We start from the raw sequence: 14,266 nt of genomic DNA, 5'->3' as shown, positions 1-14,266 counted from the left end.
GGTCGCTATATGCAATTACCTTTACCAGATTATGAAGCGTTGGAGTATAGAGAAACACCCTCGTAGCTACTATCGTTCATGCAGCTTAAATTACTTGTGTCGTTTGCTGGTAAATAATGGCCCGAAGCTAACCTGGCGCCCGTTACGCGGGCTCCTAAGTTGTTTAACAATCATCGCAGCAAACATCAGCAACAGGCACTAATGCAGACGTTCGATAAATTCGGTACGATCCCAAACCCGTAGTAAGCGGGTTTAGAAGTTGCCGGGCCGCAGCGCTTTCAGCCAGGGCACGATTTTTTGCATCTTCAGTTTGCCACATATTTTCCATAGGAAACATTTCAACGCAAAGCACACTCAAACTGCTTTCAGCTGATAGGCCTAATTCTGAAAGTTTTTGTTGTACCTCTTCCAACTTCAAAACTGCAATGCCCGTTTTAGTTCCTTCACTTTTTAAGGCAAGTTCATTTTTTCCTAAAACCCTACGTTTCGGTGGAACATATGCCATGTTGCCTGAACTTAATAAAAGGTTTCGGTATGACGCCCCATCTGCCTGACGGACTTGAGTATAAAGCATATACCAAAGCGATGTTTGCGGTGGATTTGCAGTCACGTTTTCTCCATTGAGGACGGCAGTTGCAAAGGGTGCGGTGATTACAATTTCATTTAAAAATGTAGTTTTAACCGGAGCAGTTGTCACCAATCGCGATGGAATCTTACTGATCTTTTCGCCTCTGCTGGTCAGCACTTTCTCTTTTATGCTTCTAGAAAAGACTGGTATTTTCCTTCTGAACACGTTACAATTCAAGTTTGGAGCCGGATGTTGCACGCCGTTTACTTTCAGGGGTCGGCCGTATCTTGCATGGGCTGTACTCCATAAATCTTTACTGTGTCCCACCCGAATTTCATAACTGAAAAAACCAAACAGTTCATCACTGTCGGCATTTAATCCGGGAGGCAGCGGCAGCATATAAAAATTCGATTTACCGGAAGCATCATCGCCTTTAAGCATTTCCTGCATCGCACCCATACCAGCAAAATCATTATCCATGCCCGCAACAATCGCTCTTACTTTTTCATCGTTGATGTTCAATGGCGGGTCAACTGGGTCGTAGGTCATTAACTTCTGCGTAACCAGACTCAGTAAAGGGTCTGGTGCGTTCGAAAGTACCCTGGCAAAATAAGTGTCGTTCGGATCAATTGGCGGAGTATCCATTTCCAACCATAAAAACCGCTGTCTCGACTCTGTAGAGGCGTATTTCTGTTCGTCGGCGATATAGGGTGAAAGGGCAATCCCTGCTGATATCAGTTTTGGAATCTGCGCAGGAATTATCGTTACCGGCAAATGCAATTCCTGGTCGGTTATATCGAGATCTGCACGTGCCGGACGGCCATCTCTCTTAAAATGAGTTTCAATTCTGTAACTCAAAATAATTTCGGCAGGAAATGGTGTTGCAGCTTCTTTTGGATCAAATGCATCTAAAAACAGCAACCTCGAATAGCTCCGTTCCGGATCGCTTAGTGCATTAATTGCCACCGTATTTGAAACGTTGATTGTTCCGGCGAGCACTTCCTCACTAAAATTTATATCTCCTTTTCTTTTCCATTTACGAAAAACGGAGAAGCTTTCGCGTTCCAACCCATCCCAGGCCCAATCCCGGTTTAGAGAGAAGTTTACACCTATCATCCAGTGGTTAAAAAGTTCGCCAAGCGATGAAAATGAAATCGATGAGGAATCGGGAGCCAGTGAATGCCGCAACATTTTTGAACATCCAAACTGCAGGCGCTTGCCTTTTTCGCCTTCAAGCGTTAAATTGTGCGCAATCAGGTTAAATGCATCAGCGAGGCGACTCAATTCTACAGGCGTGCTGCTTTTAACCAAATTAAGCGTAACCATTGTTTTGTATACTTTAACCTGGTTTTGGTCAACAGCGTTTTCTGGCTGAAGATAAAGCGCCTTAAAACCACCATCAATTTTCGAGAGTAGATTTAATTCAGTTTTAGATGCCTGATAGGCAGTTAAGATAAGCTTTTTACCTTCCAAGATACTTGAGTCGGCGTAGTCATTATTGGCAGCAGAAATAATTGGTGTAAAAGTTAAGCGGATGTGTCTGGAAGTTGGCAAAACCAATTCACTTTCGCTTCCTGTATCATCAAATGCCCCGGTAAAATCGACGACATCGTACTCCTTGTAAACAACTGTTACCGGAAACTCCTGGTCGTAGTTATTTTCAGCTGCCTCGAAAGCAAACTTTTTCTCATATAAGATGATGAACGATTCCTTGCCGTTTTCTGAACGGCCATTATCCATTTCAAGACTTTTAACCTCTACCCTAACTTTCAAACAATCAACGTCTGGGTCACACAAACCAATGTCGACAGATTTTCTCTCGCCGGTCGGTAAATCGTTTAAGATGGCGCTCAATTTGCCAACTGCATCAGTATATTTTCCGGTAAATACAACTGCCGGGTAGCCCAGCAATGGTCTTTTAATTTTTAAAACCGGATGGTCTGCAGTGATAAGATTTTGAAGAATACTGGTGTCGATAATTGGCTTAACTTCTTTTGCAGGAAGTTTGTCAAAAACATCATTAATATTGAGAATTTTTAAAGCGCCGGCAGCAATATGCCTTTTAAAATGCAAATCTGCTACAGGCTTTTCTCCACCGTTTAATGCTTTTGCAGCCGCTGGTGGGCCGCCACCGGAGATATCCATTAACCTAACCCTAAACTGATAATCATTGCCATAAACAAGGGCCAAAGCGTTAGCGGGGTCGGCAAGGTAAGGATGGAAAGTTCTTTTCGGAATTGAATTTATCGAATTTTTGATTCCCGGGCGGGGTTCAATCATCTTATCCGGCCGGAGCATATTAATATCTTCAGCTTCTTTATCGGCAATTGTAACCGGTTTGCCAATCCAACTGCTAAAGTACATTGGCAACCAAAAGCCCGAGCCCTGCGAATCTCCATGTGCAGCAGGGTGTATTTCAATTCCTGGTTCGATAATTTCGCCAGCCTTAGAAATCACTAACTGGCCGTTTTTTAGAGCCGTATTTTGTTGAAGCACGAGGCTGTTTTGAGAAAGCCAGAGTTCGTCGCCTTTTTTTCTAACATCCACCTTATAGCCGAAAACGCCTAGCGGCGTATCCACCGGTGCGTCAGTCTGCTCTTCTTTTTTAAGCATTTGCCGATTATACCAAACGGCAATTTGCTCATCGTCCCATCCTAAACGGATTCCGATATCTTTTAAAGGCGGATTTGAATTATCCTTTTCCTGAAGCAAATCTTGGTTTACAGGCTGATTTGCATGAACAATTTTGGCAAAGCCATCATCATATACAATCGCATCCCGCAAAACTTCATCGTAACCAATGCTGTTGTTCGCTACAGCTGAAACCGGGAATTGAACTGCAGAAAACAAAATTCGCTCTTCCAGCCCTTTCAATGCAGGTATTCTTGCTGCATACTTCATGTCGTCAAGCCCTTCAAAAGGGCTGCCCGAAGCAAATCCACAATAAAGCCAACCCCCTTTTTCAAATAAGCCCGCAGGATCGTTTACTGCGATGGAGGCTTTATAAATTAAGCCTGCTTTTTGTGCCAAAGCCGGGTTGCGCAAACAAAGGGCAATTACTTTCCCCCAGGAAAGTGCATCTCTATGCGAGCCTGTATCAGTATTTTCTGGATTTTTATTTTTAACAGCGCAACTATACTCGTCACCTGTTAACGCATACTTACTCCTCGCCCGCACATAATTAAAAGAAGCTCTGTAACTCTCAGGCAAATATTTTTTTATTGATACGTTTTTGTACTTATCAATCGCATGAGCAGACCTTTGTTCGCTTTTCGCCGATTCTGCATCAGTTATTTTCATGCCATCGCTTGCCTCCATCTGCACTTTTAAGGCTTCCCAAACTTCCCGGCTTGATGTAATCTGATCTTCGATGATTAGCGAAGATGATTGAACCGCACTGCCCGACAATGGCAAACCTTCCAAACTGTTTATTACCATAGCCTTAACTAAAATTTTTGCATCTGCAAATGCCGGTAAGCCTGCCTGCAATGGCAATAAAGGATTTAAATTTCTTGGAATGATAACGATATTGAAAGTAATTCTTCCGTTTTTATAATATTGAGGGAAGGTTAAAATACATAGATTTGGTTCCATAATAATTAAGATAAAGCCTTAAGCAATCTGACGTGTTTCTTCCCAGGTTTCTGAGAAATTGATGTCGATAACCCAAAAAATACTGATGTCGAGGGCGAAGGTGCACATTGCAATACAACTGGTTGGGCCACCATTTAATGGTTTTTGAATTTTACCTGCCGCTTCAATCTGGATGGTTACGGTAACAATGCCACCGAAAATCTCTGCCCGACCTCTAAAATAAATAAATGCGCCTACAACAAGTTCTTCGGTATTTAGAGACATATCGACGCCAACCATATACATTACGGCAACACTACCGATTACAGGCAAACCAACACATAATTCTACGCCGAAGCCAAATTTAAAATAAAGCGTTGGCGAACTTTTTAAATCGGCAGCTAAGCCAACCTCTGCCCTGCCTGTGGCATAAATTGTTGCCGCCGCTAAAGAAACGCACATAACCCTTAAATCGGCACCAAGTTCCAGAAAGGCCCCTGCCGAAGGCATCACCTGATCAATTGTTTTTGGAATTTTTATAGGTTGATTAAAGTAACAGCCAATTTTAAAGTATGCATCAAGTTTTAAAGGCGTTGTTGGCGAATTATAGTTAATAGGGTCAAACGGAAACTTTACAAAAGGAATCTCCTTCGAAGCTTTAAATTTGTAGTCCCAGCTATCGGCTGCATTACTCATGGCAATCTTTAAGCCTTTCTTAATGGCATCAACTGGCTGAGTTGGGTCGAGATTATCAAGAAACTCCAAAATCTGATATAACTTCTCGAGCGGCTCTGCAAGCCTTAACTGGGGCGCTGTGCCTGATGCAAAATCAGGGTTTACAGATGCGTTCGCTTTAAAATCGCCGCTGATTGTCATTAGTGATTTAAATGATGCCAAATCTACCACGATACTCATGTTGCCCAGCTCGTTTTTCCATTTAGCTAAAGCGGCTTCTGAGTTCGTTACGTAATCTACCATAGTGTTCGAGCTAGGCCCTGTTTTAGGGTCGCTCTTGTATTTAATGTACATCCTGAAAGGCGAACCTTCAGAACCAATCACATCGAAAGTAAAATTATCTGGCACCTTAAAGCCCAGAATTTCTTTCGCTAAGCCATTGGGAAGAATCTTAGTAACCGCAGTGGTAACATTCTCAATGGTAATCGCATTACTCAAATTGGGAAACGGGCCTTTACTATTCAGCAGCCTGAAACTGTCTGCCAGTAACGGCGCCTCGGTTAACAATGACCCTATCTTGTTTATATCGTAATTTGGATCGGCCATTAAAAGTTTCTGTGTGCCGGTATTTTGTACAAAGCCATATCTTTTGGCGAAAGTTGTTACATTGTTCAGCAAAGCATCTGGGAAAGCAATTTTAGAAATACTTTTCGGCCCGGCTACCTTAAAAAGCGGATTTGCCCGGTCGCGTAAACCGTCACGTATCACCGGCACACTTCCTTTATTTGCCAGAGGTAACACATCGCCAGAAGTTTTATCGAGCTCGACTACACTCCAGCTCCCATCGGCAGGTAACTGAACAGAACCTCTTGCGGCAGCCACAAAGATTATTTCATTAGTATTGTTGTTTCTGAAAGAAGCCGATACATCGACACGGTTAACCTGGATAGATTGTTCGCTCGCCCCTAAATTAAGTACGCAATCTACATTGCCGCCAACAGAATTCTGAGCTTTAATCATCAGCTCCCTGAATACCCTTTGCGGGACGGGAACACCTTCAGGACCTAATTGGAGGTAACCTTTAAATTGCTTTCCGGTTTGCAAAACGTAGGTTCCTTTGCCGTCTATATCGAGATTCGCATCGGCGTCGAAAGTAACTGCAATAAATTCAGCACGAACCGGCGTTCCAGCTTGCGTCCGGTGAACAAAATCGGATGGGTTGGACTTCCAGTACTCACCGTTTTGCGGTGTGTAATCTATTTTTATGGTTTCGCCGGCAATTTCTTTGATGTTGTGGACATTAAATAAACCGCCTACCAAACCCGGATAAAAAAAGTAAGGATTCTCAAACTTGGCGTTATTGCCTGCTGCATCTGCCATGGTTTCGAACGAAAAATCGAAAGTACCTTCACTTTTTGCCTGCCAGCCGCTGTCTTCCCGGTAAATTATTGCATTGTTGCGCCTGAAAAAAGTAACGGTTCGCACCACACAAATTCCCCAGGGATAAAGCATGCTCACCGCCTGTACAATTTCGTGCGACAGCCGTCCACGCATAACATCGAACTTTACCTGGGCAATGGATGCAAATTTTGATAACGGTGCCAACCAGTTGCTAAACATACTCGCTCCATAACCCGAAAAATCGATGTGTGTTAATGGAATTCCGGTTTTAATACTTCCAGACTCCCCAAATCTCCGGTTAAAAATTTTATGTACGCTTTCACCCAAAATACTCTGAGGAAGCGAATTGCCCCATTCATCAACCAGGTTGCGCATTTGCCCGGTCATACCCTGCATCTCTGGCGGGTTTAGTTCTTCCAGTGGTTTATTTGCAGCCAGACGAAATTGCACGCCTCCCGCAAGCTTTACTTCCTTAACCTCGAACTCAGGCATGATGAAATCCAGGTGGCGGCTGTTTACCGTTGCTTGTTGCGCATTAAAAGGAACCAGATTTGCAATCGAGAATTTTCCGTTTGGTAAAGCAAATAATATAGAGCTTCTCAAGTTGCCGTCCTTTTGCAGGGGATTAAGGGGAGTTACATCTGCATTCGCAACTACATCATCAGGCTTCAGGTTTCTCCTGAAACGCTGAATGTATTTTAAAGGGTCAATGTCAATTGCCCTGCTATCCAACTGCGTAAATACAGTTGCCGGACCCTGATCGCTAAAGCCCAATATGCCAAGTTTTGGATATGTTCCATCATCCGGTGGTGTAAGGTTAATTAAGGGTTCCCAGGTAATGTGTGGCAGCGTAAAACCGTTTAGCATTGCCATTGGCGAACGCAAATTCATTTTTTCGATGGTAACCACCTGCTCCGCCGTTTGTTTTACTTTTGCATAGCCTTCGGCGACAACCCTTACCTGATTAAACGACATTGAAATGCCGAGCAGATCATAATTGGTACTCAAATCCAGTAAAGAAAAAATCCGTGGTGTTCTAAGCATCGCAGAATTATTCATCCTGTCGAGATGCATTACACCAGTTGAAACCATTGCAGATGCGGCTTGTACATTCGCCCCGCTGTTGGCAGGCGTTTGTATCATTGGCGGAATGGTTTGAGCGGTATTGTAGGTCAATTTAAAATCGACTTGTACAGGAGCCAAACCAGATTCGTTTTGCACCCACTCGCAGGTTGAGGTTAACAAACCTGCCATACTCTGGTTATAAGTTGCGGCATCGCGAAAAGTAGCGGCCGCACGACTTGGTTGATACAAAAATTCTGAAGTATAGGGATGCGGCAAGGTCGGAATGAGGTCGGTTAAGCCGTAGAGAATTGTCAGGTTGCCTTTAGTTATAACATTTTCAGCATCCCAGCTTCCCATAAGCATCAGCGCTGCAGGAGGCGTGCACAACAAATAAGCATTCTCCAAAGCAAATCGATATCTTAAATCTGCCTTTTTTATTTCCTTAAATTTTCCGGGAGAAATCAGATTTTCTGTATTCTCAGTAACCGCATTTTGTTCATAGAGCATATCCTGATCGATAACCACCATTTGCGCCAATGCTTCAGAAATGTATTTGAAGTAAATGCTGTCTTTAGTTTTTGGCGCTACCGCAGTTCCATCCACTTGTAAAGGCTTATCGGCATCTGTGTAAGCATCCGCCGGAGCAACTATCCCCTCAATACCTTCTTCAAAACAGGTATAATCAAACTTTTTCTTACGGTTAAAACTTAGCTTTAAGCCCGCTTTTATTTCTCGCCCTGCTGATATATCCCAAAGCTTATAATTTTCTTCAATTGTTTTAAAATCAGCTTTAAGTTCGTGGATAAGAAACAAACCCTGTTCTGCAAAAATAAACGGGCTTAAAAGTTCTACAGGCAAACGATTATCAATGCCCTGCCAGCTGCAGCTAAGGCCCTGACTACAAAACAGCGCAAGAGCCCCATTATTTCGGATCGAAAACGGTTTAGTTACATCAAGTTCGTTTAACGATAACGACCAAAACGAAGCTTTTACTGACGATTCGCCATCGAGCTGAAAAAATGTAGACTTTACATCAACTGGTCTAAATGATAAATTGCCGGTATCGAGTGGAATTAAAAGCTTATCAAGCGGGGCACTAAAAGTTGCTTGTTTATTGGTATATGTAAAACTTCTGCGGTCGCCGTAAAGCTGCCAGCCCGCATCGCCAATTCTTGTGATGGTGAATTTTTTCGCAGAATAAGTCATTGTTAACAGGTCTGGCATTTTGATATCCGCATTTCTTGAGTCAGCGCCATAAACACCATTTCCTTTTGGGGTAAACGCATTGTCGAGGTTTAACTCTAGTGAAAAAGATATCTCTGGAGTAATCTTTATCGAATCAGCAGCGATAGCGGTCGTCTTCGAAAAAATTATTTTGCCGGAAGTGATTTTAAATCCCGTGTATTTCGAGCTGCCTGCACCGGCTGCAAATAAATCGGCTCTCAACCAGATGCTTCCTTTTGTAAGCGAATAGGTTCCAGTTGGCCTGCTAATCAACGACAATTTTACAGGAATCAGCATTAATGGTTTTGCTTCACCATTTAAATAAACGGGTATTAGTTTTTCGTAGTTGAAAAAATCGTACCACACCAAACGCCCATCGTTAGCCGTGAATGGGCCTAAAGTTTTTGACGCCGAAGCAAGCGACGCCAGGCCACCTAGTGGTGAAAATGCGGTACCGGGCGAAGCAGCACCGGATGGAATGGTAATGTTGCTTAAGGCAGAAAACGGGGTTTCCCGTCGAACAACTAACTGCTCATTATCAGTTTTAGGGATTTTCGATTCTACAAAATCACTCAAGAACACACTTTTACGAATGTTCTCGGTGATCTGCGTTTTGCTTTCCGTTTTAAGGGGCCTTACACTTAGCGGAGATACATCAGATTTTTTAATCTGATTTAGAAGAGTGTCAATCTTTGCCGCATGAACTTCGGGTTGTGCTTTTAAATCGTGTATGAGCGTTACACGGCTCTTTAATGAGATAGTTTTAGCCATTTCAGGATTAATTATGGCACAAGTGCCAATTAAAAATTAAACGCAATGAAAAAAGAAACAATCGTGTATGTGCCGCCGTAAGTAAGGATAAAGCAAAAAAGCAGGAAGCGCACAACCGGGCTTTGGTAGAAGAAAGCCGCTACAATAATCTGAATTTAAGATCCTGCAATGTAATTATACAAATACACGATGTAAATCTGCAATAAAAATCTATAGGAAGGAATACCCGATTTACGGTATTCTTTGGAAACGGGCGTTAGAATTTGAGAGGTATAAAAACGACAAGTTGTTTAACCTGCCACCGACCAAGCGTAATCCTGATTGATGCGAAGGGTCAAATCATATTTGGTAAGTTCATAATTAATCGCCATTTGCCTTAAGTTATTCAGCTCTGAAAGGTTATTACCAAGGTTTAACTCACTCATAGTGTTTGCAAGAGCAGCGATGCGATTGATAACATTTTTATACTCAGCATCAGTTAAAATAGCTTCCATGTTAAGGCGTTTAATTGTTATGTTTTATAAAACTCGAAAATTAAACACTTAAAGATTTCAAAAGTTTTTAACAATTGTTAAATAAATTATGGCCAACGCCCGTCTCGCTCGAGCGTATGCATAACGTGTATCAGATTTTTCGGGCGGTATTTTTCATTCAACGCCCATTTTTTTTTACTGAAGCATCTATTGTTGCACAATAATTTTCTTTTGAGCTAATTATGCGGTAAACCGGACCGAATAAATTAAATGGAAAAACAGAAGAATTGTATAATTTACCATCAATACTCGGGTGAACATGGGTTTCGCAATAAGCCTTATCTATGGCTAAGCCTACCGCTGCTGCTTTTTCTATTATCCAGTTGAGTGTAATATCGTTTAACCGGGCATCGGGATAACCGCCACCAATGTTAGAATGTACACCCGCGAACCAGCGCTGCTCCATAACCTGCGGAATTTCACGCTTGTGGGCATTCTTACTTTGCGACCAAAGCGTTGGTTTAAAGCTCTTTCTTTTTTCATCAATCGCCAGCGCATGATAAGCATAATCTACGTAGCTGCTTAGCGTAGTATCATGAAATTTATATTTGTTGCTATTGAATAGCCGAAAAATACTTAATGGAATGCCTAGAGAGCCTACTGTGTCCCAAACGCCAATAAATTTTACGGCAGTTTCTACGCTATGTTTAGCACGAAATGCTTTTGCATTTTTACCGTCAGGGCTCCAATCGCCCTCGCCCCTGTTTCTGTAATGGTGATAAGCTTCGTTAATCAAGCCTAAATCATCATTTCTTATTATGCCGCAATTTCTAATTAGTCCGGCTACACTTCTTGCCGTGTATGCACCCCGACTGAAGCCAAATAGATAAATTTCATCGCCTTTAACATAGTTCCAAACCAAAAATTTATAGGCACTGATAATGTTGTGATCTAAACCCCAACCCGTTGCACCATCTAAAATCTGCCTGGTTTTACTGCCAGAAGTGCCCACGCCTTCTATGTAATGCTTTATCTGGAATATCCCCTGCTCATCGATGTTGCAAACACCCTCGAACAGTTTTTGAACATTGGTTTTTATGGGCTCGCCGTCTTCTGTATCTCCGGGACTATTCCAGGTACCATCGCAGCAAATGATAATTCTTTTCATTGAGTAGTTAATAAGGATGATTAGATGATTTTACCCTAAAGTTAATGTAATCAGTCTGTTATATCCAAATATTTCTTGTAATGAAGAAGCAGGCAACAAAAGTGATTTGCTACAGCGATGTTCCGTGTTGCAACAAAAACAAAAAACGTAGCTGCTTATGAATTGCTCGATGAGGATATCGACCAAAAGATGCTTCTTTATTTTGAAGGGCGGTACGGAGCCTTTTCGGGCTTTTTAGAGCAATAATGATTCGAGGTGATACTTCACCAAATCAGCAGACGTTAAAAAAGGCAGGAGCTGTAAAGCGCCTGCCTTTCGTACTAAACTATGGATTGATAACGCTATTTCTTCGTTACCTTAAATTCTGTTCTTCTGTTTTTGGCACGGCCAGCCGGATTATCTTTGCCGTTTTTAAACTTGTTCGCCGCAACAGGGATACTTTCTCCATAACCTTTGGATGTCATTCTGTTTTGCGCTATATTCTTACTTACCAAATAATCAACGCAAGATTTCGCCCTTCTTTCTGATAAATCCTGGTTATAAACTGCCGTCCCGACATCATCTGTATGGGCACCAAGTTCTATCTCCATTTCAGGATTATCTTCCATAATTAAAACTAAGGCATCAAGCACTTTTTTTGATGGCTCTGTTAATTCCGCACTGTTAAACTCATAATAAATGTTATCTAAAACGATTGGCACATTTACTTTGAATGAATTCAGACAGTAATCGACGTTCATCAGCGTATCGGCTTTGGCAATTTCTTCGTATGTGTAACTTTTATTTAATGCGAAATAATTCTCTTTGGCAAAATTTAGTTTAACCGGTCTCCGGCGATCAATTTTAAACTGATAACGCCCGGAATTATCCGTCACTAAATTATCTTCAACATCCTGATCAATCATTTTAACCGAAACGCCGCTCAAGGTTGCTTTTGTTTTACAATCAGTAATGGTTCCGGAAATGGTAACATATTCTATTTTGACTTCGAAAAGTTCTAAACAACATGAAGACTCCCTGTCAGAACTGATATAACCTTTGCTGCCTTCATCGTTTGCAGCAGTGAAATAGACATCATCTTTTGATGAATTTAAGGGATAGCCCATATTTTTAGGTGCAGTCCAGTTTATCAAATCGCCCTTGGATTCAAAAAAATCAAGTCCGCCGAAACCAACACGCCCGTTACTGCTAAAAATTAACGTTTTAGTAGTGGTATTGTAGTACGGTGCTTTTTCATCCGCTTCGGTGTTTACGGTGGCACCCAGATTTACAACATTGCCTACAGAGCCATCGTTACGGATTGCAGCGTACCATAAGTCGTATTTACCAAACCCGCCAGCTCTGTCTGAAGAAAAAATCAGAAATTTACCATCTTTCGTTACAAAAGGTTGGGCAGAATTGTGATCTTTACTGTTAATCTGTAAGCCTAATGGCTGCGGGTCAGACCATTTTTCATTTACTTTTGATGCGGAGTAAATCGCATACTTTTCTTGTTCTCTCCAAGCGGTGAAGTAAGCTACGGTGCCTTCCGGATTAAAGGTAACTGCGGCAACCTCCATATCTTTCGGAAAGTTAATATCGACTTTTTTTACACCCACTTCCGCTTCATCGATGTTTTTCTTCGCCTGGTAGATGTTATTAATGAATGGGTTCGCTTTGGTGGAAACAACCGTTTCCCCTTTTACCGCCTTTACTACTTCAGGTTTTCCTGATACGGAAACCGGCCTTGATGAGGTAAAATAAAATTCGCTGCCCATTTTAAAAGGTGCATAATTAGAACCTAACCCATTTAAATCGTTTGGTAATCTTTTCATTTGCACCAACCTTGGATACTTCATCTCTTTAACCGCAAACTTGCAGGAAAGAACTTCAAGCCTGGCTTGTTTTATCAACTCATCCGAACTGTTTTTCTGGATAAAATTTTCGAAAGAAGTTATGGCCTGCGGAAATTTCTTGTTTGCCCGCAGACTTTCACCATAGTAAAACATTGCCCTTTTGTATTTTGGATTGGAAAACGTGCTGGCAATCGAATAATACTTTTCAGCTTCAGAAAAATCCCGGTACAACCTGCTGGCTTCAGCCAGGTTATAGAGTGAACTCTGGTAATCTTCAATCACTTTATCATCGCTCCCCTTTTTTGTTTCATTACCATATGGCAAAACAATTTGTGAGCTATCTGAAGTTATTTTTAAAGCTTTTTTGTAGAAAGTTGAAGCTGCATAGTAATCCCTATTTTGGAAATAAGCATCAGCAACTTTTTTGTAATTAACAACATACTGTGCTTCAGCAGATATTGCTGAAATTGTAATCAGGAAGAGGATCAATTTTTTCATAATACGATTATAAACGAGGACAGAAGAAATTAGGACCGATGATACCATTACGACCGATGAGTGAAATTGATAATTCTAAACCGCCGTTACTGTTTGATGCCCGGTTAAAATTTGAGGTATTAACATCGTAGCTTAAACCAAAAACCATGTTTTTAAATTGTAAGCCAACAAAAGCAATCGCCGCATCTTTAATGCGGTAGTTTCCACCGAACAAGATGTTCGATTGGTTGTTAACCATCAACTGCGCATAGGCACCTAAAGAAACTTCATTGGTGTTTCCCTGATACATTACCAAGGCATTTGGAACTACGTCAAGTATTTCAGAGGCCCTTATTCTGGCGCCACCATGACCGGTAAACCGGATTGGTGTACGCGTGCTGTTGTCTGTGAACCGCTCAATCGGCCGGTTTAAATGTGCTGCACTTGCGCCAATAAAAACGTTAACATTCTGGTTCGGGTTTCCGTCGAAATACATTATGCCGGCGTTAATATCCGGTACAAATGAGGAGGTCGAAGAAAAGGTTTCGCCACTCAAAAGTCCGCCGTCGTAACCTGAAACAGGATTAAACTGATTGCCAAATCTTCCCTGCGACAAGTCGAAACTTCTGTTTACAAAGCCCGCCTGCAAGCCAAAACTCACCATTTGCAAACCTTCTAAACCAAATCTTAACCGGTAAGAACCTGAAACCAGCGCAGTTAAATAATTGAAATCCAACTCGCCTGCCCGCTGATTTAAAATTGTTGCACCAAAAGCGAAATTTTTCGTTGGCGCAACATCAAATGATGCGCCGCCAGTTAAAAAGGAGTTCGAAAGTGCACCCCATTGTTGTTTAAAATTAACCGAAGCTCGGTAATCACCGTCGATAACACCAGTTAAAGCCGGATTTAGCCATAACGGATATGCATAATATTGCGAAAAATGTGGGTCGGTCTGCGCTTTCAAGTTTAGTGTAAAAACACTAAGCAGAAGCATTGTAGCATATATTTTTAGAGGTGATAGAATTTTCATGGCATG

6 protein-coding genes are annotated in these 14,266 nt (G+C 41.8%); all 6 read right to left on the bottom strand.

What is annotated here, in order from left to right; translation table 11 throughout:
* Positions 1 to 163 precede the first annotated feature (163 nt).
* Positions 164 to 4,162, bottom strand: a complete 3,999-nt coding sequence (locus AC0IWT_RS03135; protein WP_471795943.1) for a hypothetical protein — start codon at positions 4,160 to 4,162, stop codon at positions 164 to 166.
* Positions 4,163 to 4,180: 18 nt separating this feature from the next.
* Entirely contained in the window at positions 4,181 to 9,277 is a 5,097-nt protein-coding gene (locus tag AC0IWT_RS03130) for a hypothetical protein (protein ID WP_471795942.1), read from the bottom strand.
* A 290-nt stretch (positions 9,278 to 9,567) separates the two neighbouring features.
* On the bottom strand, positions 9,568 to 9,771 hold the full coding sequence (locus AC0IWT_RS03125; RefSeq protein ID WP_471795941.1) for a hypothetical protein: 204 nt from the start codon (positions 9,769 to 9,771) through the stop codon (positions 9,568 to 9,570).
* A gap of 157 nt (positions 9,772 to 9,928) precedes the next feature.
* The gene (locus AC0IWT_RS03120) at positions 9,929 to 10,918 is read right to left on the bottom strand and encodes a DUF2235 domain-containing protein (protein WP_471795940.1); all 990 of its coding nucleotides are present in this window, start codon (positions 10,916 to 10,918) and stop codon (positions 9,929 to 9,931) included.
* Between the two features lie 341 nt (positions 10,919 to 11,259).
* On the bottom strand, positions 11,260 to 13,251 hold the full coding sequence (locus tag AC0IWT_RS03115; RefSeq protein ID WP_471795939.1) for an OmpA family protein: 1,992 nt from the start codon (positions 13,249 to 13,251) through the stop codon (positions 11,260 to 11,262).
* 7 nt (positions 13,252 to 13,258) lie between these two features.
* Positions 13,259 to 14,260 carry a PorP/SprF family type IX secretion system membrane protein gene (locus AC0IWT_RS03110; RefSeq protein ID WP_471795938.1) on the bottom strand — a complete coding sequence of 334 codons (1,002 nt, stop codon included), beginning with the start codon at positions 14,258 to 14,260 and terminating at the stop codon, positions 13,259 to 13,261.
* Positions 14,261 to 14,266: the final 6 nt, after the last annotated feature.

Source organism: Pedobacter sp. AC464 (assembly GCF_979253075.1).
Note: the sequence above shows the minus strand (reverse complement) of the source record. Positions and strands in the feature narration are given on the sequence as shown.